Source organism: Salinicoccus halodurans (assembly GCF_900114445.1).
Classification (GTDB): domain Bacteria; phylum Bacillota; class Bacilli; order Staphylococcales; family Salinicoccaceae; genus Salinicoccus; species Salinicoccus halodurans.
In genome coordinates, this window is the sequence record NZ_FOTB01000001.1 from 205,798 (window position 1) to 228,924 (window position 23,127).

Below are 23,127 nucleotides of genomic sequence, written 5' to 3' on the forward strand. Positions count from 1 at the left end.
TTAAATATTTCCTTTCTTTTTTTCCATGAAAAGTATGGCTGTGATTGTCAGTGCGACGCAAAGTGCAATTTTTATCAGTGAAAAAATAGGGGAGAATAAAATGATCATCCCGATGACGAGTGCAATGACACCGTATTGCGGCGTCTTATAGGCGAATTGCCCAAGGACCGCCCCGAATATGGATGGCAGTACAAAGTTGAAGGCACCTTCTATATACGGCGGAATCAATGTAATGAGATAAGTGCCGCCAATTACCATTACGACGAGGACGGCGATGTTGGTTAAAGACGCAACCGCAATCCCAAAAACCCCTGCAACTTCTGCCTTTGTTGATCCGGGTTCAGCATTGACTGCTTTTTGTGCAGCGGATGAACAAGGCAGACACATATTTGCGATATTTCCCGTCAGGAAGGCAAGATACGTTCCGGCAACACCCAGTGTCGGATAGTAGGTGATGGGCTCGAGGACCCACATGATCCCGATGAATGAAGCATAACCAACAAGACCAGCAGCAATGACACCCCAGCCCGGATGGGCATCAAGGATGAATGACATATAGAGCGGCGGGGCGAAACACATGATGATCAATACCAGGAGTGTGAACCTGCCCCAGAAGTGTGAGCGCTTATAGAAGATATCGATTGTATTCTTTTCTGCGGCCTCTGTTTGAGGTGCAGTCATTTCGACAGTGTTATCAGTCGTATAACTCATTGTAAAATCCCCCTTCTATTGTTCCGTTTAAATAATGAATGTTGAAATATAGCCTGTTGCCATGCCGATGACCAGTGCGAAACCGAGCGCCCATTCTTTCAACCAGCTGATATTTCTTTTATCGGCGAGCATCATCATAGAAATCATTGAGACAAGCGCCAGTATGCCGGCAATCGTATGATTAAAACTTGTTACCATCTGCTCGCTTGCCAGATAGGCAAAGGCGCCGAGCATTGCAGCCAGTGCGACATTTGCCATGATCTTTGGATTGCTCTTCTGTATTTTCTCCTGGGTCTTCCCCATGGATTTTGTAAACAGCATGACGAACAGCAGCCATCCCGTGCCACCGAGGAACATGGTCCATACAATGGCGCTCAATGCTTCAACTGGGAAATCCGAAGCACCGAGTTCCGTACCAAAAGAGGATGCGCCAATCGCAGCGGCACTGGATTCAGTGGCTGCGGAACCGATGATGCCAATACGCATCAGAGTGATCGGCGAACCGATTAATGCAATAAGAGAGACGAGCACGATGACGATGCCGAATGACGGGCCGATTGAACTGATGAACCCGGCACGGATTGCCGTGGTCACTTCCTTATCGGACAGACCCGCATCCGGTGCCGACTTTTTGGCAATCCATAAAAATATCAAGGCCTGAAAGACGACGATTCCAACAATGATTGAAGCGAAAATCCAAAACGGTGCACTGTTTGCGATTTGCAGTATATGTCTCATATGAATGTCTCCTTTTCCATTTGCTTTTTTAAAATCAGTCTGTATTTTCAGGATTACTCATGTAATCAAAGACAGTCGCTATAAACAATTTTCCGATATACAGCATCGATTCCTCATGGACATCAAACTTTGGATGGTGATGAGGATAGACGGCTTCATCATCGGGCATTGCACCGCCGACCCACGCGAACGATCCGGGCTTCTCCCTGACGTAGTAGGCGAAATCCTCCATCCCCATCATCGGCGGGATTTCTGAAACATTTTCTTTGCCGTATATCGATTCAGCAACTCTTCTGAAACGTCTTGTTTCTCCGGGGTCATTCACTACTGACGGGTAGCCTCTGACATATTCCACTTCGGCTGTGGCACCAAAGCCTTCGCATGTGGATTCGGCAATCGATTTTATCGCGGCTTCCACAGAATCCCTGACCTCCGGTTCAAACGTTCTGACTGTTCCCCTGAGGTTTGCCGTATCGGGAATGACGTTGAAACTGTCTCCGCCATTGAACGAAGCGACGGTCACAACGGCAGATTTCAAAGGATCAGTGTGCCTGCTCACAATCTGCTGCAGAGAAGCCATCAGCTGTCCGCCGATTGCAAGCGGGTCTGTGGCCAGATGGGGGTTGGCGGCATGTCCGCCTTTGCCGTGGATCGTGATTTCAAAAGTGTCTCCGTTAGCCATGACAGGGCCTTCCCTGTAGCCGACAGACCCAAGGGGCTCAGTTGAGCTGACATGCGCGCCGAACACAGCATCCACACCGTCGAGGCATCCGTCTTCGACCATGAATCTAGCACCGCCCGGAATGACTTCTTCTGCAAACTGGTGAATAAATACGACTGTTCCGGGAAGGTCTTCCTTATGTTCGCTTAAAACTTTCGCCACATGCAGAAGACCGGCAGTATGAACGTCATGACCACAGGCATGCATGACACCGTCGACTTTGGATTTATAAGGTGCATCCTTTTCATCCTGGATGGGCAGAGCATCAAAGTCCGCCCTTAATGCAACAGTCTTTCCCGGTTTTCCCCCAACCAATTTACCTGTAACGCCGCGTCCGCCGACTTCTGTCTTTACTTCCAGACCAAGTTCATCCAAAAATGCTGCAACTTTCCTGGGTGTTTCCACTTCATGGTGGGAAAGTTCCGGATTCATATGTAAATCTCTTCTGAATGCAACCATGTCGGGGTAGAGTGCTTCCAGTCTCTTAAATAGTGTTTCCTGCAAATCACATCAGCTCCTGATTCATATTAATTAATCATATAATTCAGAATATTTATTAAGCCGGGGTAAGTCAAGGAATAAGATGATGGGAGATTTTGAAAAGGTGAAGTTTCGCCGACGTGCATTGCTCGATAATTATTCAAAATAAGGTATTATATTTAAAGTATCAGGGTGTTTATTATATAATTCATTTATCAGATATTTCTTTCTATTCATTTTTGAAATGACGGTACTTTAACATAAAATTCACAAAGGGGAGCTGGACATGGCTGAACAGCAGAAAAAGAATATTTTTTTAGTGAAATTCGAGCCTTCTTCTGATTTTACAACGTACTCATCTTTGGGTATTGCCGATGAAGAAGTGATACATGAATTCAATTTGGCACGGATCATTGAATGTGAACTTACTGATGAAAGAGTCGATGACTTAAAAAGATTCAGCAATGTACTTTATGTGGAAAGGGATATTCCGGTTTATGCATATCAGCAGGAAATTCCATACGGGGTCAGCCGGGTCCAGACGCAGCAGGTCCATCAGGAAGGATACACAGGCGGCGGGGTCAAACTCGGTATTGTGGATACAGGCATTGATGCCTCCCATGAAGACCTCAATGTCACAGATGGATTTTCTGTATTCCAATCTGGGGAAGACAGTGAACCATATCATGATGGAAGCGGTCATGGGACGCACGTTGCAGGGACGGCAGCGGCGCTTGATAACGGCACCGGAGTCGTGGGGGTTGCCCCAGATGCTTCACTGTACGCCATAAAAGTGTTGGACAGCAGTGGTTCAGGATCTTCCGCGGGTGTAGTAAGGGGGATTGAATGGGCCATTCAAAATGAAATGGACGTCATCAATATGTCCCTCGGGTCTTCAGAACCTTCTAGGGCAATCCAGGATGCCGTAGATACGGCATATGATGAGTATGACATTCTGGTAGTCGCAGCAGCCGGTAATGAAGGTAACGCGGACGGAACGGGAAATACAGTCGGATACCCGGCGCAGCATGATTCTGTTTTGTCAGTTGCCGCAACGGATCAGAATGACCTCAGGGCTCCGTTTTCTTCTACGGGGCCTGGAGTGGATATTTCAGCACCCGGTGCCTCGATCTTGTCGACGGTGCCCGGCAACGGCTACGACAGATTGAACGGGACTTCAATGGCAGCGCCGCATGTTGCCGGTGCCGGCGCAGTGCTCCGCGCAGCTTTTCCGGATGCTCCGGCTTCTGAGATTAAGGAGCGGATGATATCAACTGCGAAGGATATAGGAGATCGGTCTGAATGGTATGGCAGCGGTTTGCTTCAGCTCCATGATGCGGTAAATCAATAGTTTGAAATGCTGCAGCTGTTTTTAGCGGCCATCGCCATGATAATATATGTGGATATAAAATCTTTAGGATGTGAGTAGATGAGTATTGGTGTGATTCTGGATTTTGACGGCACAATCATTGACAGTGAAACGAATCTATATAATGCGATCAATAAAAATCTTGCGGACCGCGGGCACAAGCCCTTGGAAATTGAAGTCTATAAAGCGACGATAGGCACTGAGTCCGATGAGCTGGATTCCTACATATTGGAGAGGATCGGCGATGAGGGTGTGCAGGCAATTGCGGAGGATCACCAGAGGACATGCCTTGACCTTGAATGCTATCCGCATATTCTGAAGCTGATTGAGTACTGCAGGGAGAACGGAATCCCGATGGCTGTAGCAACCAGCAGCAGACGGGCGGATATCATTCCGATGCTTGAACACTTTGGCATCCGCAATGATTTCGTCAGTGTCCGGGGCAAGGAGGATGTGGAATTTGTAAAGCCGGATCCTGCCCTGTACAGGCTTGCCAGCGAAGATCTCGGCATCGATCCTGAGCATATTTTCGCCGTTGAAGATACTGTAAATGGATCGCTTGCCGCAGTGCGTGCGGGTGTGAACGCGATCGTACTGACGAATGAAATGACGGGAGATATGGATTTCGGGCATGTCAAGTATTATGCGAAGGATATTTCCTATGAGGAAATCATTGAAATACTGGAAAAAGAGCAGAGTATAAAAAATTAAAGTGTCATGCCGGGGCAGGTCCTGATTCATTTCAGGATCTGCCTTTTATTCCGGCTACATATATTATTTCCGCATCGATTCTTTTCGTTTCAAGGTGCATTGGCAAAACAAAAAACAGACCCTTGTCACAAGGGTCTGCCCGGTAATTTCAATTATGAAGGAAGTTCATTTTACGAGAAGATCTTATCAATCTCATTGATTTCATCCTGGCTCAGTCCGACTTCCAGGGCCTTCAGGTTATTCAGTACCTGTTCTGAACGCTTGGCGCCCGGGATGATGACATCGATGACGTCCCGCGTCAAATACCATGCGAGGACGACGTGGGCGATGTCGACGCCTTTTCCTTCCGCGATCGGCCGGAGCTTTTCCACCTTTTCAATGTTGCCGGCAAATGCTTCGCCCTGGAATGCAGGGAGGTTCTCCCTCAGGTCATTGAACGTATCTTCTTTGCTGAATTTTCCTGTCAGCAGACCGGAAGCCAGCGGGAAGAACGGTACGAATGAGATGCCCTGTTCTTTTAAATAGGGAAATAGTTCATCTTCCGCTGATCGGGCAAGCAGATTGTATTCACCCTGGAACACATCGATGTGGCCGTCTTTATTGGCTTCTTTCAGCTCGTCCAGAGAAAAATTGGAAACACCGATTGCACGGATCCTGCCTTCATCCTTCAGCTCTTTCAAGGCGGCGATCGCCTGGTCTTTCGGTGTATCCTCATCCGGGTAATGGAGGTACATCAGATCGATATAGTCGGTCTGAAGCCGTTCAAGGCTTTTCTGTACTTCCTCTTTTAGGAATGACGGTTCGTTGCTCTGCTCCATGCCGTCGTCTGTGAAAACAGGGGAGATTTTTGTCGCAATGACAAGTTCTTCGCGTCTGCCTGTCTCTTTTACAGCTTCACCGACAAGTTCCTCCGAGCGGCCCGGACCGTAAAGGTAGGCTGTATCTATAAAATTGATGCCATTTTCAATCGCAGTTTTGACCAGGTCTTTGCCTGCCTGTTCATCGAGATCGGGGAAAAGATTGTGGCCGCCGACTGCATTTGTTCCGAGTCCGACAGGGTTTACGTTCAAATCAGATTTGCCAATTTTGACATGTTTCACCATAACATCCGCCTTCTTTCCTTGTTTAGTGGCAGGGGATATCCTACCCGACAACTCTAATATTAGGAAAGAACGAATCGGAATGCAAAAATATTGATTGATGTCCATTGTGTATTCCCGAACTTATAAACTGGGGAACATGGCTTTAAAATGGTAGAATAAAGAGAACAATCCTCATGAAAGAAGGGATAGAATGAATACGTTCGGATTTAATTTTGATAATACGTATGAAAAGTTACCGGATAACTTTTATCATAAATCAGCAGCAACGCCGGTGGATTTTCCGGAGATCGTCGCTTTTAACGGCACGCTGGCAGAGAAACTAGGTCTTGATGCCGAGGCGCTTCATTCAAAGGAAGGCAGGGAAATATTTGCCGGCAATAAAATGCCGGAAGGAGCCTCCGGTATTTCACAGGCATACGCCGGCCACCAGTTCGGAAATCTGTCCATGCTGGGCGACGGGCGTGCTGTACTGATTGGGGAACAGGTGACGCCCGGGGGCGCACGGTTTGATATCCAGCTGAAGGGGTCCGGCCGTACAGCGTTTTCCAGATCCGGTGACGGCCGTGCACCGATTGGACCGATGCTCAGGGAATATATCATCAGTGAAGCGATGTATGCACTCGGCATCCCGACGTCGCGGAGTCTTGCGGTTGTCACGAGCGGCGAAGGAGTCACACGGGAGGAAATCCTGCCGGGCGGCATTTTGACACGCGTTGCAGCGAGCCATCTCCGTGTGGGCACTTTCGAGTATGCGGTACGCACTGATGACGAAGCAGACGTTAAAACTTTGGCGGATTATGCCATATCAAGGCACTATGCGGAACTGGAATCTTTGCCTGATGCGGAAAAATACATGCAGTTCTTAAATCAGGTGATCGACCGTCAGGCGGCACTCCTTTCCAAATGGATGCTCGCAGGATTCATCCATGGCGTGATGAATACCGACAATATGACCATCAGCGGCGAAACAATCGATTATGGTCCATGTGCGTTCATGGACAGCTATCATCCGGCCACCGTCTTCAGTTCCATCGACATGAACGGCCGCTACCAGTATCAGAACCAGCCGGCCATCGGCCAGTGGAACCTCGCGCGATTTGCAGAAACTTTATTGACGCTGATTGATGAAGACAAGGATACTGCGATATCCCGGGCGCAGGAAGCGCTCTCCGGCTATGGAAAACTGTATGAAGCGTACTGGCTTGACGGCATGCGGGAAAAACTCGGCCTCATGGAGGCTTCAGAAGACGACGAAGCGCTCATCACAGAACTGCTTGATATGATGGTCGCGGTCGAAGCGGATTACACGCAGACATTCAGATTGATGTCACTCGGTAAATTGGAAGAAGCTGAAGTGGTAAAAGCCGAAGGGTTCAGTGAATGGAAGAAGAAATGGCAGAAAAGACTCGGGCAGCAGGATGCAGATGCAGAAGAGATTGAGAAAATGATGAAATCTGTAAACCCGGCTGTCATTCCGAGGAACCATCTCGTTGAAAAAGCGTTGGATGAAGCGATGCATCACGGAGACTACAGCCATTTCAACACACTGAATGAAGTGCTCTCGAGACCGTTCGATGATGCACATGATGAAATCTATAAAACCCCGCCTGAAGAGACGGAAGCCGTCCATCAGACTTTTTGCGGCACATGATCAGGAGCAGGATGCGTACATCCTGCTCTATTTATTTTTAACTTCGAAAAAATCTCCGCCTTTTCTCTTGCGGTCATCCGCATCCCGTGCGTAATCATCAGAGTGTTTTCTTAGAACAGGGATATGTTTTGAGCAGTGTATATAAGCTTCATGTACAGTGACGACAACCCAGCGTTCAGCACGTCCGTCTTCCTGTTCATTCAGGAAATGGATTTCCTCATCATTGAATCCAAGTGACGAAAGGGCATCATGCTCTAAAATCTGTGCTGCACCATTTATGTGAAGGCCGATCTGATGTTCCGTAAAATCGATGAACATGAGTCCGATATGCGGATTTTCAGAAATGTTTCCGAGACTTGCCATCACACCGTTTCCGCGGTACTCGGGATACATCAGTGTTTTTTCACTCAGCACTCTCACAAAACCAGCCTGGCCGGCTCTGAAAGATGCATCACAGTTGCCGCCGCCATCTGCGGTGGAGATGAAAAGCATTTCCTGTGCGGCGATGAAATCCGCCATGCGTGGGGTGAGGGAGTCGGTCATCTGATTTTTGTAAAATGCACCGGCACGCTTTTCCGTGCCAAATTGCTTTTGAAGTTCTCTTTCTCCTCTGGACATTTTCATAGTCCTTTCTCCATGTATTCAAATAAAACGGCCGCACCATTCCGGGTGCGGCCGAGTCATATTTTAGGGGAGGTAAAATGTGTAACACCACTAATGTGATGTACATAGAATATAGTACCTCGCCACTTTAAAGTAAAGTAAATGCCATTATAATTGTATGCATAAACTATTCAATTTACAATACTGATTCAATATCTTTCTTCATTTTAAGCGGACTGGTGGTTGGCGCAACACGTCTTACGACGTTGCCTTCTTTGTCTACCAGGAACTTTGTGAAATTCCACTTGATCTTATCTCCGAGGGTACCCTTTGCTTCGCTTTTCAAATGATTGAAAAGGGGATGGGCATCCGCTCCGTTGACATCAATGATTTCATGGATGTCGAAAGTGACACCATGGTTGATGCGGCACGCTTCTTCCGCTTCTGCATCCGTACCCGGCTCCTGATTATTGAACTGGTTGGACGGAAAGCCGAGCACCACAAGTCCCCCATCTTTATATTCCTGATGGAGAGACTCAAGTTCATCATACTGGCCCCTCAGACCGCACTGGCTTGCAGTGTTGACGATCAGCATCGGTCGTCCTTCATACTTACCCAGTCCGTATGCCTCTCCATCCGCTTTTACAACACTTATATCATAAATGCTCATTTTAAAACCCCTGTCCATATCGATTATACTTAACAATATAACCGTTTTGAGCAGGGCAGCCAAATCATCCGCCTAATGGATCATCCTGCCGGAATTCTGATATTTGAAAAATGCGCCCCGGTTCCTGCTCGGCATTCCACATTCGGTGCAGACATATTTATACGGGGTGCCTTTATGATAACTCTTCACGATGTTTGCATGACTGCATCTTCGCGGCACATTCAGCATCGATGTCTGTCCTTTCAGCATCAGCATATTGCTGATATCCTCTTTTGAATACTTTTCCATTCCAAAGCCTCCTTTTTCTCCTTGTTCATCTGCCGTGTTTTTAAGTGAATAATTGTTAGATATCCGTTTTTGAGAATTTTAATCATTTAAAATGGAAAAATTACAATTAAAACGTTTCCATAAGCTAGTATTTGAAAAATTCCAATCGTATAAATGGATAAAAATAGGATTATATATTAATCTTAAGATTCAGAAAAGTTATTCCTGACTCTGTATGTCTGTGCTACCATGTGATGTAATAATAATGATTTCTCACCACGAAAAGGGGGATGACGATGACCGCGGAAATGATATTTGTGGCAGCGATGATCGTAATCATGCTGCTTTTGCTGCTGTTTGAAGTGATGCGTGCAGATTTCACCGTATTTTCTTTTCTCGTCATATTCCTGCTTACAGGTGTGATTTCAACAGAGCAGGCTTTAAGCGGTTTTTCCAATGTCGGAATGCTGACTGTGCTGCTGCTGTTCATCGTCGCAGGGGCGATCCAAAAACACGGTATTATAGAAAACTTCGTCAATAAAATTCTCCGGGACAGCAAAAGTCCGCGGAAGTCGATGTTCAAACTGCTTGCACCCGTCGCTTTTGCCTCAGGTTTCCTGAACAATACACCGATCGTTGTCACACTGACACCGATTATAAAAAACTGGTGTCAGAAGAATGACATTTCGCCTTCCAAATTCCTGATTCCGCTGTCCTATATGACCATACTCGGCGGCACAGTGACTTTGATCGGAACTTCGACGACTCTCATTGTCCACGGGCTGCTGGTCCAGGCCGGGCTTGACGGCTTCTCATTCTTTCAGCTGTCCGTCGTGGGCGTGCCGATCACCATATTCGGCCTCATCTATATTCTGACTGTGGGATATGCACTGCTCCCGAGCACACTGGGGGCAAAGGAACAGATTCGTGAAGAAGTGAAGGAATTCCTGGCCGAAGCGGTGATAGAGAAGGATTTCGACTATATCGGTTCGCATATCATCGATGCCTCCGGGACTTCATTCAAAAATGTATACATCATTGAAATCATCCGGGGTGAGGAGCGCATTTTCCCGGTGACACCGACAACCGTCATCCGGGAAGGGGATCAGCTTCTATTTTCCGGAACGCTCAATACGATTGCTGAAATACAAAAGCAGAAAGGTGTCAATGTCAATACGGGAACGAATGATACGCTGGAGAGTCTGAACTACGGGGACAATTACCTTGTGGAAGCGGTTATCTCCCATCAGTCTTCGATGGTGGCGCATTCGCTGAAGTCTTCGATGTTCCGCAATAAATACAATGCAGGCGTCATTGCGGTCCACCGCAATAATGAACGGATCAAAAGCCGGGTGGGGGACATCATCATGAAACCGGGTGATACGTTACTGATGCTTTGCGGTCAAAGATTTCTGGAGGAGCATCTGCATTCCTCGGACTTCTACGTCGTGACGTCTGTGACGCCGCCGGAATCATTGAAGCAGAGCCGGGTGAAAGGATGGATTGCGATTTCTTTATTGCTCGCCATGGTCAGTTCCGTCACTTTCGGGCTCCTTACCATGTTTGAAGCCATGCTGATTGCGGTGATCATCCTGCTTGCCTTCAGACTCATCGATGCAAAAGAGGCATTCAGCTATATACAGGTCAATGTGCTGCTGCTGATTGCGAGTGCTTTCGGCGTCGGAGCCGCTTTGACCCAGTCCGGCCTAGCGCAGCTCATAGCCGAAAGCATGGTGGATTTTGGAAGGCCATTCGGCATCATCGGCATCATCATCATTTTATATATCGTGACCAACATTTTTACCGAACTGATTACCAACAGTGCGGCAGCGGTGCTCATGTTTCCGATTGCGCTTGAAATAGCCGAACAGATGAACACTGATTATGTGGGGTTCATCGTGCTGATAGCCGTCGCGAGTTCCGCAAGTTTCATTACACCGATCGGCTATCAGACGAACCTGATCGTATACGGGCCCGGCGGGTATAAATTCACAGACTATATAAAAGTCGGGGTGCCGCTGTCAACGATCACGATGATCACGGCCACTTTCATCATATATACAGTATGGTTCTAATATGGTTCTAAAATTCAAAAGCGTTATACTGGAAGGGAAAGAAATTATTTCTCCTCTATTAAGACGGAGTCGAAGGAGCATCACTGAATGAGACTTGGTATTTTGGATCAGATGCCGCAGCCGAAAGGGAAGACTGCGGAGGAAACGGCGGCGCATACGATGGAGATGGTGCGTCATGCCGAGAACTTAGGTTACGAAAGCTACTGGTTTGCAGAACATCATGCCACGCGGGGCATGGTGTCGAGTTCTCCTGAAATCATGATGGCCGCTGCAGCAGCACGGACGGAAAAGATCAAAGTGGGCAGCGGCGGCATTCTGCTGCCGCAGTACAGTGCATATAAAGTGGCTGCACAAATATCGCAGCTGGAGTCTTTATTCCCGGGGAGAATAGAAGCGGGCGTCGGCCGTTCAACCGGAGGCGGTGAGTTTCTCCGCAGCAGGCTGGCGGATTTCAAATCCGATCAGATGGGTGAATACCCCGGGAAACTTCAGGATCTGGTCAGTTACCTGAACAGGGAAGGGCGGATCAGACCGGCTCCGAGAACGGCGGAGAAACCTGAGTTGTACGCTCTGGGACTGGGGGAGAACAGTGCAGAGCTGGCAGCAGGGATGGGGATTGGATACGTATTCGGCCATTTCATCAAACCGGACAGGGGCGGGGCTTCATTTGAAGCATACCGCGAACACTTTAAACCGGGGCTGCTTGAAGCACCGAAATCGAAAGCATGTGTATTTGTCATATGCGGAGAAGACGATGCCCATGCAGAAAAGCTTGCAGCAAGCCAGCACGCCTGGCTTCTGAATGTGGAAAAGGGATTGGACAGCCGGGTGCCGGATATTGAAGAGGCACAGGAACGCATGGCTGCATTGAATGAGAAGGAAAAGGAAAAAGTGGCGCGCAACAAAAGAAGGATGATCATCGGCGGGCCGGAAACAGTCAAGAGGGAGCTGGATTATTACAGAGAGATCTATCAGTGTGAGGACTGGCTGTTGCTGTGCAACCTGCATGACTGGGAAGAGAAGAAGAGATCCTTCGAACGCGTGATTGAACTTTATCGGTAATTACATGGTGCAGGTGATATTAACCGCAGCAGAGTTACTTAAAGATTCAGGATTATAAAAAACAGACAGGCGGATATCCACCGGGGTATCCGCCTGTCTGTGCATCAGAAGCCGTACGAAGCTTCTTTTTCCTCTTTGATTTTCTGATATGTCTCCGCCAGGATGAGCGTGTCTTCTGCAAGTCTGTCGATGCGGAAGATGACATCATCATCGATGATTTCTTTGCCGGAGAAATGGCGCTCTTCTATAAATACATAGGATTGCAGAACCTGGGCCTTCATATAACCGAGTATCGGTTTTAACTGGGTTTCAGGAATCAGGAAATGTTTGGATGAACCGGCTGAGGCGAGCATGCTGACGGTCTTATCCCGGAATCCGTCCTGCGGCAGCAGATCGAATACGTTTTTCAGCGTGCCGGGGATTGAAGCCTGGAAAATGGGTGTGCCTATGACAAGTGCATCCGCATCCATGATGTTTTCTGTGAGCATTCCTGTATCCCCGCCGTAATCCATGAAGTTGCGGCCGTCGCTGAATTGTATATCATAATCAGCCAGGTCGAGCAGTGTCACAGAATGCTCCGGATGGTTTTTCTCAAAGGCTGCTTTTACATATTCCATCGCAGTCCTCGTCTTGGAGCCCGCAACGGAACCGGATAAAAGTACAATGTTCATAAATGATGCCTCCTATTTCTTCGTGTGCTTTCTGATTGCCGGCAATATCTCTGAACCGATGATATCTATATTCCGCTTGAGCTTGTCAAAAGTGACGCCCCCGAAATCCATCTGTCCGATATACCTCTGATGGCCGAATTCCTCATGCTGATAGAGGATTTTCTCTATGATTTCTGCAGGGCTTCCGACATTCATGACATCTTTCGGGTGCGACCCTTGAGCGAAGTGCTGCTTGGGATACCCCCGGCCGTTAGTGCGCATCATCCCTTCATTGATGTGGGGATAGATTTCCTTCTGGGCCTGCTGCGTGGTTTCGGCCGTGTAGAAGAATCCTGCAGTCGCCACCGGGAGAGAGGCGGGGTCATGCCCGTTTTCTGCGGCCGCCTGCCTGTAGACGTCGATGGAATATTTAAATGATGAAACAGGGCCACCGAGCGTCGCAAGGAACATGGGTACGCCGGCACGTCCGGCTTTTTCAGCACTGGCCGGCGGTCCGCCGACTGCTCTCCATATCGGCATCGAGCCATTTTTGGGACGGGGGAGGACTTCAGCGTTCCGAAGCGGCTTTCTGAACTCCCCCTCCCAATTGACGACCTGGTTTTCGTTGATCAGTCTGAGCAGGTCGAACTTCTCCTCATAAAGTGCTTCGTAATCATGCAGGTCATAGCCGAGCAGTTCAAAGTTGCCGACCCTTGAAGCCCGTCCGGCAATGATTTCCGCCCGGCCGTCTGAAATGAGGTCGATCGTCGCAAAATCCTCATATACACGGACGGGATCGAGTGTACTGATGATTGTCGACGAACTTGCGATCTTTATTGTATCTGTCGCCTGCGCAATGGCACCGAGGATAACGGAATGGGCCTGGGTTGTGAAAAACTCCTGATGGCTTTCTCCCACGGTAAAGAGATCGATGCCTGCCTGTTCCGCAAGCCTGGCGGTCTCTATGATTTCATTTATTCTTTGCCGGGCGGAAATCCGTTCCCCGGTGTGTGGATTATGGAGATGGTCCCCCAGCGTATAGAGGCCGAACTCCAGACCATAATCCTTATCAATCCTGTATTGTTCCATCTGCATTCATTCCTTTTTTTAAGTAACCTGGTATTCTTTTATTATATAGAAGACAGAGGTTTTACGCATCGAAAGCGGGATAGTCCGAAAGTATGAATCTATTTTGAAATAAAAACAGTGTACCCTTAGTTGAAGGATACACTGATATGAAAAGTCACTGATAGGCATTTTTGACCGTATTCCAAAGCCCCGCCTGCTTCAGGCAGGATTTGGGCGCGAGGAATGTCACAGTAACTACACCGGGGTTTCTTCCGATGTCGATGGAACCGTTGATGGTCGCCCGGTTCATCACTTCAGGCACTGGGATATTGAAGAGCGCTGCTGCGCGTTCCATGCCGTTTTCTGTTGCCGCATTCAGATCGGCGCCGGTGCCGATGAAGGAAACCGGGTAACTCTCTTCCACTTCAGCCATATTCCATCTGTGTGCAAGCTCCCTGCCCCGTCTGATTTCACTCTCTGTAAACGGTTTTGCGAGCGGCGGAAGGTCTTCTGCAAGCGGGAGCAGCACCGGCCCTTCCAGAGTGACATTTTTAATGACTTCAACCTGGAGATCGACGATGCCGGCCACATCAGTCGTATGTCCTGCAATTTCTCCGTTCCCCTGCATAGCATGCATATCACCAAGGTATACTCCACCGCCCGGGACTTTGACCGGGCAGATTAATGTTGCCCCTTCGCGGACGCGGTTGATATCCATGTGACCGTCTGTACGGTCTTCAAGCTGTTCTTCGGTGAGGCCGTAATCGTGCGGTGCATCGATGAGGAATTGACCGAAGTCTCCGGCGTTGTGGGAGTCAGGGAAGGCACGTGAAGGTGTTGTCCCCAGCTGACCCAGGAAGGGGATCACCCGTGCCATCGCACCGACGATGTCGTGAGGTGCAAAAGTCACGACAGGATTCTGTATCGAATTCTCAGGAGTGCACATATATTTTTTACCTTCCCGTGCAATGATTTCCGCATTCTCCTTGTTCAGTGTCAGTCCCATCGTCCTGTGTTTATCAAAAGCCATCGTATAAGCATTTGTAAAGGTAAACGGAGTGACATCTTCTCCGCATTCCGCACATCGCACCGCACCCTGGCCGATACCTTCTATTTTGGATTTCGGATTTTTTGCGCCGCAGTTCGGACAGATTCCTGCAACAAAGGGATCACCCGTGAATCTGCCTTCCATCGGTTTATCGTTACCTGAAGCGGTGGCGTCCGAAGTCACTCGGATCGAATTGATATGGATTGCAATTGCATCCCCGACTTCCGCTCCTTCCACAAAAACCGGTTTCGTCACTTCATGGCCGCCTTTCAGTTCAGGCGTAATCATCGGCCCCCAGCAGCCCGGTGCAGTGTTTGCTACAATATGGCCACCGTTCTTGACGGTATAGCGCATTTTTTCTTCCGGATCTAAAATGCCGTTGGTAAATTCGTCGACAAAGACAGTGTGTCTGGCATCATGACTTGTCATTCAACACAACTCCTCCCGAATATATTATTGGTTCTTCCATTTTATCACGATATCAGAGAAAGGGCTTTCATTATGCTGAGGGAAATGTAGGATATCCTGTATGCTGAGAATGCAAAACAAAGGAGTGGCGGTATGTACGATATGAATGCCGAAGTTCAACTGTGGACGAAGGCCGGCCACTTAAAAATCAATTTGGGAAAGAAAGTGGATGTCCGCACATTTGATGGGCTGATTGCACAGGCGGTTGCCGGGGTAGAAAAATTTTTCATTACACAATATTTACAATTCCTTAAATGAATCTTCATACTCACTTGTTATATTGTAATCAGCCTCAGATACACCTCCAGTAATCTGAAGGCCGTACATGTATTGTACTCCCATCCCTCTTGTCAGCCTTATAAAAAATATTCCTGATTAATGCGCTGCCGTCCCGGCAGTGCATTTTTTTATATTTTCAAATAATTCTTTCACAATTTGAATAATTATGTAATAATATGCATTATAATAAAATTTGAGTGAGGGTGAAGAAATGAACGGTCTTAATAAGAAAAAATGGGAAATGCCGGATACGTATGTCATATTATTCATCGTCCTGATTGCGGCAGCCATTGCTACATACATTGTCCCCGCAGGTGCTTTTGAGAGGGAGGAAGTGAACGGCATTGAACGTGTGGTATCCGGTACATATGAGGTAACGGAGCAGAACCCGGTGGGGGTGATGGATATATTCCTTGCGCTCCAGACCGGGATGGTTGAATCCGCAGGGCTGATCTTCCTGGTGCTTTTTGCCGGAGGGATGTTTGAAGTGATTGAAAAATCAGGTGCGATAAAAGGCGGTATTATGAGTGCCGTCGACAGGATGAGGGGCCGGGAGTTCATGCTCATTGCCGTCATCTCCATTCTGTTTGCACTGGGCGGGGCAACGGGTGCCGTGGCCAATTCCGTCATTCCGTTTGTTGCGATAGGCGTGATGCTGGCCCGTGCATTGAAACTTGATGCGATTGTTGCAGTCGCGATTACATTCGGGGCGACATTCATTGGATTTTCCGCAGGTTTTCTGAATCCATATACAGTCGGGGTGGCCCATTCGATTGCTGAGTTACCTTTATTCTCAGGGATGCTTCTGCGTGTGATTGCATTCGTCCTCCTTGTAGGCGTGACAATCTGGTATACATGGGCGTATGCGAAAAGGTTTTTGAAAAATCCCGATAAAAGCTTGATGGGAATCCTTGAAGAGAACGATGAAGAAGCGGAAGTGGATGTGCCGTTCACCACGCGTCATAAACTGATATTGTCGTGGGTCGGCCTGGCACTGGCATTTTTCGTGTTTGCCGTCATACAGTTCAAATGGACGACCGATCACATGGCTGCCTTCTTTGTCGTCATCGGTCTTGTATCAGGTATCATTGCAGGAATGAACTACAATAAACTGACCCTTACATTTCTTGAAGGATGTAAGAACCTCGTTTACGGTGCACTGATCATCGGTGTGGCGCGTGCAGTGCTTGTCGTCATGGAGCAGGGGAACATTCTCGATACACTTGTCAGTGCGCTCGCAGCGCCGCTAGGTGCTCTGACTCCGATCCTGTCCGCTATCGGAATGTTCATCGCAAACTCGATATTCAACTTCTTTGTTCCATCTGGAAGTGGCCAGGCGGCAATCATCATGCCGGTACAGACACCGCTTGCCGATATGATCGGGGTGACCAGGCAGGTGTCTGTCCAGGCATTCCAGTTCGGTGATGGATTCTCCAACAGCATCTATCCGACTTCAGGTCCGCTCATGGCCAGTCTTGCCGTGGCGGGTGTGCCGTGGATCAAGTGGGCTAAATGGCTCCTTCCGCTGTTCGTCATATGGTCGGTCATCGCAGCAGGCATCCTTGCGGTCGGCGTACTGATCAACTGGGGTCCTTTATAATAATATGCATATGCAACCGGGAGGATGGTTTATGCCATTCTCCGGTTTTTATTTGCTTTTGTGAAATAAAATATAGTAAAATTTCTGAAAATATGATAATGTTTTTAAGATATTAAGTTTACTTTTCTAGGAGGTTTATTGTGAGCGATTCCAAAGTGAGGAAGTCATATGATAATTTATGGCGTGAGTCTAAAAAAACCAAGTCCCTGCTGAAGTTTTTCAGTGTGAATGAATCAAAGAAACATGCTGAAAAAGGGAGCTATTCAACTCAGAATGATGAAGGGCCTGAGAAGTCCTATAACCGTATGCAGCTGGTGGGGCTGATTCTGGGGCCGCTGCTCTTCATACTTACGCTTCTGTTCCTGAAGACAGACGGTCTGGATAGTGCCGGAGTATTCGTCGTTGCATCAACATTGTGGATTGCATCATGGTGGATCACTGAAGCCATCCCGATTCCTGCAACTTCCCTGATGCCGCTGTTCCTGTTTCCGATGGGGGGCGTCATGGACAGTGGTACGACGACCAGTGCATATGGAAATGATATAATCTTCCTGTTCCTGGGCGGTTTCCTGATTGCACTGGCAATGGAGAGATGGAATTTACATACACGTATCGCACTCTCGATCATCAACGCAATCGGAACGACAACTGCGACAATCCTTTTAGGGTTTATGATTGCAACAGGCATGCTGTCCATGTTCGTGAGTAATACGGCAGCGGTCATGATCATGATTCCAATCGGCATGGCAATCATCAATGAAGCCAACTCTCTTACGGAACCCGGTCTTGAGGCCGATTTGAAACTCTTTGAGAAGTCCCTGGTACTGGGAATTGGTTACGCCGGTACAATCGGAGGGCTGGGGACGCTGATCGGTACGCCGCCTTTGATCATCATGGCAGGTCAGCTGAAAGAGATATTTGAGGTAGATCTCAGTTTTGCACAATGGATGCTGTTCGGTGTGCCGATCGTCATCTTATTCCTGGGTATCGCATGGGCATATATGAATTACTTTGCGTTCAAGCATAATATGAAACAGCTGCCCGGCGGCCGGAAGATCATTTCAACTGAACTGGAAAAACTGGGTAAGATCTCAAGAGAGGAAATCCTTGTGCTGATCGTCTTCCTGTTCGCTGCATTCATGTGGATCACACGCGGATTCATCTGGGAAAACATCGAATTCACTTCAATGCTCACAGACGGATCCATCGCAATGCTGGCAGCAGTGATACTGTTCCTGCTGCCGACAAAAAGAGGGTCCAAACGCATATTGGACTGGTCGGTCGCAAGGGAGCTCCCCTGGGGTGTGCTGCTTCTGTTCGGAGGCGGACTGGCATTGGCTGCGGCGATTGTGGAAACAGGCGTGGACCAGTGGCTCGGTGAACTTCTGACAAAAGTTGAAGGTGTGCATATCATAATCATTATCGCGATAGTTTCACTGGTAATCCTTTTCCTGACAGAAATCACGTCCAATACGGCTACGGCAACGATGATCATCCCGGTATTGGCGGGACTGGCAATCGCAATAGACGTACACCCTTTGACGTTGATGGTGCCTGCTGCGATGGCTGCAAATTGCGCATTCATGCTGCCGGTGGGGACACCACCTAACGCTATTGTCTTTGGTACAAATAAAATATCCATTCAGGAAATGGCGAAAACAGGATTCGCCCTGAATGTGATTGCGGTCATTTTGATTGTAGGATTCGTCTACCTGCTGATGCCGTTAATATTTGGCATAGATCTGATGAACTACAGCAATCAGTAATGAATATATATAGAAGGAACGGGCCCGCTGCAAAATAATGCAGCGGGTCCGTTTTGGTATTATCTTTTATATACCAGAGGATCAAGTCCGGAATCCATCACAGCATTTTTATCAGAGTACATCCGGTATTGCGCCCATTCCCCGGCCCCAAATGTCTCTATATTTTCATCATCACCTGAACAGCCGGTGAGCGCAACCGTCGACAGTATGGTTATGTTACATCAAATGATGTTTTAACATTGCGCTTCCTCCAATTCATGCTTTACAGGTATTCTACCCACTTATCTGCTTCAAACACCATTTTACGTTTACTTCTCCTTCTGATAGGATATAATCTATAAAATAAAGTAAACATAACAGGGGAGTTTATATCAACCATGGTACAAAATAATACCGCTTTTAAACGCGAAGAGCTTGAGAACACGATGTCGAAACGGTTCATCTGGGCGATAGCCTACGGATCGAGCATCGGGTGGGGCGCATTCATCCTTCCCGGAGACTGGCTGATCTCTTCAGGCACACTCGGATCCACTCTGGGAATTACGATCGGCGGGCTTCTGATGCTGATCATCGCTGTGGCCTACGGCGCACTGACCAGCGAATTTCCGGTTTCGGGAGGGGAGTTCGCATTCAGCTATGTCGGATTCGGAAGGAACATCAGCTTCATCGCATCCTGGTTTTTAGCACTCGGTTACATATGCGTCGTTGCGCTTAACGCCAGTGCATTCAGTCTGCTGTTCAAATTCATACTCCCTGATTTTCTGGAAATAGGCTATATGTATTCAATCGCAGGATGGGATGTATATATAATGGAGGTTCTGCTGACGTCACTGATACTGATTATTTTTGCCTATATCAGCATCAAGGGCAGCGGACTTTCCGGAAATATCCAGTTCATATTCTGTCTGTTCATGGCAGCAGTCGTAACCACTTTGTTTGTGAGATCATTTTTCGTCGGGGAATTCTCCCTCGCGAATGCACAGCCTTTATTCAACAATGAAAGCGGCATATGGACATCCATCATACTGATCGTTGCGATTGCGCCGTGGATGTATGTCGGATTCGACAACATCCCGCAGGCTGCCGAAGAATTTAAATTCAGTCCGGATAAGACTTTCAAACTGATCGTTTTCGGAATCATGGCATCCCTCATTACCTACGTCCTGATGATTCTCGTCACATCATGGATCTTTCCGGACCAGGAAGCGATAGGGGGCGCATTCTGGGTCACAGGTTCTGTCGTCCAGTCATCAATGGGCGCCTTCGGCATGATACTCCTTGCCCTTGCGATATCGTTTGGTATATTTACAGGCCTCAACGGTTTCTTCATGTCATCATCAAGGCTTTTATTTGCGCTTGGCCGCGCAAATTTCATCCCGCCAATATTCTCCAGACTGCATAAGGAGAATAAAACCCCGTATGTCGCGGTGCTTTTCGTAATGACGGTCTGTCTCGCGGCGCCTTGGCTCGGCAGGACAGCACTCAGCTGGATCGTTGATATGTCCTCGACAGGTGTATCCGTCGCCTTCCTGGTGACCAGCCTTGTGGCTGTGCAATTCTTCAGGAAGAAAGAAAACTATAACCTGCTCTATGTCATCTTTGGCGGACTCGGTGCAGTCATATCAGTCGTTTTCCTCGCGCTGCTGCTGTATCCGAATTCCCCGGCGTCACTGACGGCCCCATCCTACATTGCACTCGGTGCATGGGTTGTGCTTGGAGCGATATTCTTCATGTTCCAGTATAAGAAATTGAATTCAATGACTAAAGAGGAACTGGATTATCTGATATTGAAGAAAAAGAGTGAATAGCTGATGGTAAAATAGCATCCGGTTTTTATTCCGGGTGTTATTTTTATGTTCCGGTATCATCTCTAATTCAAGATAATTCTTTTGTTAATATTACAGGCATGTTACAATGGACGATGATGTTTCGATTACCGTGACAATTTTTCTAAATTAGGGAGACGAAAAAAGTGAAAGCGAAATTTTTGATATTCGCATCCGTCTTTTTATGCGGCTGCAGTCAGGATGCGGATCAAAGTGTAAAGCAGGAGGACTTTCAGGCAAAGCCGCCGAAGCTTATCACGATGGACCATTACAGTTTGCCGCTGGATACTTCAGGTAATCGGGAAGAGACAGCAGGTGAAACCATTCTGTCGGACGACAATGCAGAATACAGCCGGCCTGATCATGCTGCATCAGAAGAGGTCACTGGCGGTACAAGGATGATTAAACACACCGCTGATGAAGTGACTGACATAGACGATCTGGCAGTAAAAGTGAATGATATACATTCAGAGATCACAAAGATATGGAACCGTTCATTTGTGCCGATGTACAATCGTTATCACCGGAACGGTATCGGTAATGAGGAAGTGGCGGAAGCACTCGAAACCCTCCATGAAGACTACCGGGGACTCGAGCAACAGGTGCAAAGCATCAAGGTACCCGACTACTTTTCAACACAGCATAACGCAGAAGTGGAAGAACTGAAATCAGACCTTTCACTCGCGATATCAAACAGGACACTCGCTCTGATCGAGTTTAAACTGATGAATGGGTCCGGTGATTCAGGAATGCACACAGAACTGCTCGATATCCATACAGAAAACAGCCTTAAATATATGGGGAGTGCAGAAGAACATCTGGAAACACTGGAAGACATGCCGCCGGACGATCACTCTTCAGTAGAGAACGAACTCGTCACGACCAGTAAATAATGGAATTTGAGACCTCCGTAATGGAGGTTTTTTAATTATAATACCGGATGGAAAATTCAGATATTCTTCTAATGCGGATGTTGGCGATAACTTCGCAGCTGAAATTGCTGCAGATGGTATATTTACAGTAGATATTGAGAGCGGAGCGGTTTCTCCAGATGATGTCCTGACTGTAGTAGCTGAGGGCGAAGTTGGAAATACCGGAGAAGGTGTGAACGTCACAGTTCCTGGTGATGAAGCCGGAGCTGGTAATGACGGGGATGAAGTAGATGATGATTCAACTGCTGTCAGTGGTTCTGACTCACTGCCCGACGCTGGGGTTCCTGCAGCTCCAATCGGAGTTGCGGCGGCTCTTCTGCTCGCAGCGGCTGCGATACTGACTTTCTTCAGAAGAAAGCCTAACCAATAAAATAATTGATATTTTAGCAGCGGTCTTTTGACCGCTGTATTTTTTATGTATTTTCCCATAATAAATACCCGGACTCTATTGAGACCGGGCATGGGGTAGTGTAGCCATTCAATGAATATTATTTGTTTTCGTCGTTCCCGCCACCGAATTTATCCATGGCACTATCGCCTTTTTCTTTTGCACTGTTCCATTTTTCATTGTCTTCAAAGTGCTTGTCACCTTGTTCTTTTGCGGAGTCCCAGCCTTGTTGAACATCCTCTTTGCTCGTGTTATCTTTGAGATCGTTTACCTTATCCTTAGCTTTGTCGAATAAACTTTTTTTCTCTTCTGCCATGATTAAACATCTCCTTTTTGTGTGATATTCAACCTTACCCTATATATACAAGTGTCTAAACATGATATACGGACTTTTATTATTTTAAGTCTGATTACTTATACTGGTTGAACTGATTGGTTCCTTTTTCCTGCTGAATCTGATCTTTTGCGTCATTGATCTTGCCCTGTGTTTCTTCCTGTTTGGCCTGTGCTTTGGATTTTTCGTCTTTGAAATCTTCCTGTTTGGCCTGTGCTTTTTCTTTCATCTGCTCTTTTTGACTTTTTCCTTCTTCTGCCTTCTGTTCTGCTTCTTTCCTGATCTGTTCCTGCTGATTGTCTTCATTCCCTGACATAAGTGGACACTCCTTTATTTCCATATTTAGTTGGCTTTACCACCCCTTGCCGTAATTAAACAATACAGGCACCTGCCCATGAATCAGAGGTGCCCGTATCGTGCTATTTATCATTGAACATGTCTTTGCCTTTTTCTTTAACGTCGTTCGCAGCATCTTTCACTTTGCCTTCTGTTTCCTGGCGTTTACCTTCATTTTTAGTCTTTTCATCATTCAGTGCATCACCTGCAGCTTTTTTAGCCTTGCCGATGAATTCATCTTTTTTACCATTTTCTTTTCCCATAATATATT

Annotated in this window: 24 protein-coding genes; 11 read left to right on the top strand and 13 right to left on the bottom strand. The window is 47.5% G+C overall.

What is annotated here, in order from left to right; genetic code table 11:
* Genes BM271_RS01000 through BM271_RS01010 form a run of 3 tightly spaced genes read right to left on the bottom strand, consistent with a single transcriptional unit; the run spans position 1 to position 2,674 of the window.
* Positions 1–711, bottom strand: coding sequence for a small-conductance mechanosensitive channel (locus BM271_RS01000; RefSeq protein WP_143544876.1), 711 nt, complete (start codon positions 709–711; stop codon positions 1–3).
* Between the two features lie 27 nt (positions 712–738).
* A complete protein-coding gene (locus BM271_RS01005; protein WP_046789783.1) occupies positions 739–1,449 on the bottom strand; it encodes a DUF5058 family protein in 711 nt (236 codons plus the stop codon).
* 34 nt (positions 1,450–1,483) lie between these two features.
* Positions 1,484–2,674: a M20 metallopeptidase family protein gene (locus BM271_RS01010; RefSeq protein WP_046789784.1), complete on the bottom strand. Its 1,191-nt coding sequence runs from the start codon at positions 2,672–2,674 to the stop codon at positions 1,484–1,486.
* A gap of 262 nt (positions 2,675–2,936) precedes the next feature.
* Here BM271_RS01010 and BM271_RS01015 point away from each other — a divergent pair, with 262 nt between their 5' ends.
* Complete coding sequence (locus BM271_RS01015) at positions 2,937–4,001, top strand: S8 family peptidase (RefSeq protein ID WP_046789785.1); 1,065 nt, start codon at positions 2,937–2,939, stop codon at positions 3,999–4,001.
* 78 nt (positions 4,002–4,079) lie between these two features.
* Positions 4,080–4,730 (top strand): HAD family hydrolase, encoded by a 651-nt coding sequence (locus tag BM271_RS01020; protein ID WP_046789786.1) that lies wholly within the window; start codon positions 4,080–4,082, stop codon positions 4,728–4,730.
* Between the two features lie 170 nt (positions 4,731–4,900).
* On the opposite strand, the gene BM271_RS01025 is transcribed toward BM271_RS01020, so the two are convergent.
* Positions 4,901–5,833 (bottom strand): aldo/keto reductase, encoded by a 933-nt coding sequence (locus tag BM271_RS01025; RefSeq protein ID WP_046789787.1) that lies wholly within the window; start codon positions 5,831–5,833, stop codon positions 4,901–4,903.
* A 190-nt stretch (positions 5,834–6,023) separates the two neighbouring features.
* Here BM271_RS01025 and BM271_RS01030 point away from each other — a divergent pair, with 190 nt between their 5' ends.
* The gene (locus BM271_RS01030) at positions 6,024–7,484 is read left to right on the top strand and encodes a protein adenylyltransferase SelO (RefSeq protein ID WP_046789788.1); all 1,461 of its coding nucleotides are present in this window, start codon (positions 6,024–6,026) and stop codon (positions 7,482–7,484) included.
* 27 nt (positions 7,485–7,511) lie between these two features.
* On the opposite strand, the gene BM271_RS01035 is transcribed toward BM271_RS01030, so the two are convergent.
* The 3 genes from BM271_RS01035 to BM271_RS01045 form a co-directional block, all read right to left on the bottom strand.
* Complete coding sequence (locus BM271_RS01035; protein ID WP_046789789.1) at positions 7,512–8,108, bottom strand: pyridoxamine 5'-phosphate oxidase family protein; 597 nt, start codon at positions 8,106–8,108, stop codon at positions 7,512–7,514.
* 175 nt (positions 8,109–8,283) lie between these two features.
* Positions 8,284–8,757 carry a glutathione peroxidase gene (locus tag BM271_RS01040; RefSeq protein WP_046789790.1) on the bottom strand — a complete coding sequence of 158 codons (474 nt, stop codon included), beginning with the start codon at positions 8,755–8,757 and terminating at the stop codon, positions 8,284–8,286.
* Positions 8,758–8,829: 72 nt separating this feature from the next.
* Positions 8,830–9,045, bottom strand: a complete 216-nt coding sequence (locus tag BM271_RS01045; protein WP_046789791.1) for a hypothetical protein — start codon at positions 9,043–9,045, stop codon at positions 8,830–8,832.
* Between the two features lie 275 nt (positions 9,046–9,320).
* Between BM271_RS01045 and BM271_RS01050 the strand changes: the two genes are divergently transcribed.
* Together BM271_RS01050 and BM271_RS01055 are read left to right on the top strand one after the other, a co-directional pair.
* Entirely contained in the window at positions 9,321–11,099 is a 1,779-nt protein-coding gene (locus tag BM271_RS01050) for an SLC13 family permease (protein ID WP_046789792.1), read from the top strand.
* Between the two features lie 87 nt (positions 11,100–11,186).
* Positions 11,187–12,161 (top strand): LLM class flavin-dependent oxidoreductase, encoded by a 975-nt coding sequence (locus tag BM271_RS01055; protein ID WP_046789793.1) that lies wholly within the window; start codon positions 11,187–11,189, stop codon positions 12,159–12,161.
* 104 nt (positions 12,162–12,265) lie between these two features.
* On the opposite strand, the gene BM271_RS01060 is transcribed toward BM271_RS01055, so the two are convergent.
* The 3 genes from BM271_RS01060 to BM271_RS01070 form a co-directional block, all read right to left on the bottom strand.
* Entirely contained in the window at positions 12,266–12,832 is a 567-nt protein-coding gene (locus BM271_RS01060; RefSeq protein ID WP_046789794.1) for an NADPH-dependent FMN reductase, read from the bottom strand.
* Positions 12,833–12,844: 12 nt separating this feature from the next.
* Entirely contained in the window at positions 12,845–13,900 is a 1,056-nt protein-coding gene (locus tag BM271_RS01065) for an LLM class flavin-dependent oxidoreductase (RefSeq protein ID WP_046789795.1), read from the bottom strand.
* 154 nt (positions 13,901–14,054) lie between these two features.
* A complete protein-coding gene (locus BM271_RS01070) occupies positions 14,055–15,356 on the bottom strand; it encodes an acetamidase/formamidase family protein (RefSeq protein ID WP_046789796.1) in 1,302 nt (433 codons plus the stop codon).
* A gap of 132 nt (positions 15,357–15,488) precedes the next feature.
* On the opposite strand from BM271_RS01070, the gene BM271_RS14065 reads away from it, so the two are divergent.
* From BM271_RS14065 to BM271_RS01095, 6 genes are all read left to right on the top strand, one after another.
* On the top strand, positions 15,489–15,653 hold the full coding sequence (locus tag BM271_RS14065; RefSeq protein ID WP_200795308.1) for a hypothetical protein: 165 nt from the start codon (positions 15,489–15,491) through the stop codon (positions 15,651–15,653).
* A 232-nt stretch (positions 15,654–15,885) separates the two neighbouring features.
* Complete coding sequence (locus tag BM271_RS01075) at positions 15,886–17,274, top strand: YfcC family protein (protein WP_234960359.1); 1,389 nt, start codon at positions 15,886–15,888, stop codon at positions 17,272–17,274.
* A 140-nt stretch (positions 17,275–17,414) separates the two neighbouring features.
* A complete protein-coding gene (locus tag BM271_RS01080) occupies positions 17,415–19,040 on the top strand; it encodes an SLC13 family permease (RefSeq protein WP_200795309.1) in 1,626 nt (541 codons plus the stop codon).
* A 377-nt stretch (positions 19,041–19,417) separates the two neighbouring features.
* Complete coding sequence (locus BM271_RS01085) at positions 19,418–20,848, top strand: APC family permease (protein ID WP_046789798.1); 1,431 nt, start codon at positions 19,418–19,420, stop codon at positions 20,846–20,848.
* Between the two features lie 164 nt (positions 20,849–21,012).
* Entirely contained in the window at positions 21,013–21,759 is a 747-nt protein-coding gene (locus BM271_RS01090) for a hypothetical protein (protein ID WP_046789799.1), read from the top strand.
* 211 nt (positions 21,760–21,970) lie between these two features.
* The gene (locus tag BM271_RS01095) at positions 21,971–22,168 is read left to right on the top strand and encodes a hypothetical protein (protein ID WP_046789800.1); all 198 of its coding nucleotides are present in this window, start codon (positions 21,971–21,973) and stop codon (positions 22,166–22,168) included.
* A gap of 118 nt (positions 22,169–22,286) precedes the next feature.
* Here BM271_RS01095 and BM271_RS01100 read toward each other — a convergent pair whose 3' ends face one another.
* The 3 genes from BM271_RS01100 to BM271_RS01110 all read right to left on the bottom strand — a co-directional run bounded on the left by BM271_RS01100 (position 22,287) and on the right by BM271_RS01110 (position 23,119).
* Positions 22,287–22,502 carry a hypothetical protein gene (locus tag BM271_RS01100; RefSeq protein WP_046789801.1) on the bottom strand — a complete coding sequence of 72 codons (216 nt, stop codon included), beginning with the start codon at positions 22,500–22,502 and terminating at the stop codon, positions 22,287–22,289.
* Positions 22,503–22,596: 94 nt separating this feature from the next.
* Positions 22,597–22,836, bottom strand: a complete 240-nt coding sequence (locus tag BM271_RS01105) for a hypothetical protein (RefSeq protein ID WP_046789802.1) — start codon at positions 22,834–22,836, stop codon at positions 22,597–22,599.
* 103 nt (positions 22,837–22,939) lie between these two features.
* A complete protein-coding gene (locus BM271_RS01110) occupies positions 22,940–23,119 on the bottom strand; it encodes a CsbD family protein (protein ID WP_046789803.1) in 180 nt (59 codons plus the stop codon).
* Positions 23,120–23,127 lie beyond the last annotated feature (8 nt).

Excerpts from the sequence above, each read along its gene's own strand:
- BM271_RS01000 (WP_143544876.1), bottom strand. The coding sequence starts at position 711 with ATGAGTTATACGACTGATAACACTGTCGAAATGACTGCACCTCAAACA.
- BM271_RS01005 (WP_046789783.1), bottom strand. The coding sequence starts at position 1,449 with ATGAGACATATACTGCAAATCGCAAACAGTGCACCGTTTTGGATTTTC.
- BM271_RS01015 (WP_046789785.1), top strand. The coding sequence starts at position 2,937 with ATGGCTGAACAGCAGAAAAAGAATATTTTTTTAGTGAAATTCGAGCCT.
- BM271_RS01020 (WP_046789786.1), top strand. The coding sequence starts at position 4,080 with ATGAGTATTGGTGTGATTCTGGATTTTGACGGCACAATCATTGACAGT.
- BM271_RS01025 (WP_046789787.1), bottom strand. The coding sequence starts at position 5,833 with ATGGTGAAACATGTCAAAATTGGCAAATCTGATTTGAACGTAAACCCT.
- BM271_RS01030 (WP_046789788.1), top strand. The coding sequence starts at position 6,024 with ATGAATACGTTCGGATTTAATTTTGATAATACGTATGAAAAGTTACCG.
- BM271_RS01035 (WP_046789789.1), bottom strand. The coding sequence starts at position 8,108 with ATGAAAATGTCCAGAGGAGAAAGAGAACTTCAAAAGCAATTTGGCACG.
- BM271_RS01040 (WP_046789790.1), bottom strand. The coding sequence starts at position 8,757 with ATGAGCATTTATGATATAAGTGTTGTAAAAGCGGATGGAGAGGCATAC.
- BM271_RS01045 (WP_046789791.1), bottom strand. The coding sequence starts at position 9,045 with ATGGAAAAGTATTCAAAAGAGGATATCAGCAATATGCTGATGCTGAAA.
- BM271_RS01050 (WP_046789792.1), top strand. The coding sequence starts at position 9,321 with ATGACCGCGGAAATGATATTTGTGGCAGCGATGATCGTAATCATGCTG.
- BM271_RS01055 (WP_046789793.1), top strand. The coding sequence starts at position 11,187 with ATGAGACTTGGTATTTTGGATCAGATGCCGCAGCCGAAAGGGAAGACT.
- BM271_RS01060 (WP_046789794.1), bottom strand. The coding sequence starts at position 12,832 with ATGAACATTGTACTTTTATCCGGTTCCGTTGCGGGCTCCAAGACGAGG.
- BM271_RS01065 (WP_046789795.1), bottom strand. The coding sequence starts at position 13,900 with ATGGAACAATACAGGATTGATAAGGATTATGGTCTGGAGTTCGGCCTC.
- BM271_RS01070 (WP_046789796.1), bottom strand. The coding sequence starts at position 15,356 with ATGACAAGTCATGATGCCAGACACACTGTCTTTGTCGACGAATTTACC.
- BM271_RS14065 (WP_200795308.1), top strand. The coding sequence starts at position 15,489 with ATGTACGATATGAATGCCGAAGTTCAACTGTGGACGAAGGCCGGCCAC.
- BM271_RS01075 (WP_234960359.1), top strand. The coding sequence starts at position 15,886 with ATGAACGGTCTTAATAAGAAAAAATGGGAAATGCCGGATACGTATGTC.
- BM271_RS01085 (WP_046789798.1), top strand. The coding sequence starts at position 19,418 with ATGGTACAAAATAATACCGCTTTTAAACGCGAAGAGCTTGAGAACACG.
- BM271_RS01100 (WP_046789801.1), bottom strand. The coding sequence starts at position 22,502 with ATGGCAGAAGAGAAAAAAAGTTTATTCGACAAAGCTAAGGATAAGGTA.
- BM271_RS01105 (WP_046789802.1), bottom strand. The coding sequence starts at position 22,836 with ATGTCAGGGAATGAAGACAATCAGCAGGAACAGATCAGGAAAGAAGCA.
- BM271_RS01110 (WP_046789803.1), bottom strand. The coding sequence starts at position 23,119 with ATGGGAAAAGAAAATGGTAAAAAAGATGAATTCATCGGCAAGGCTAAA.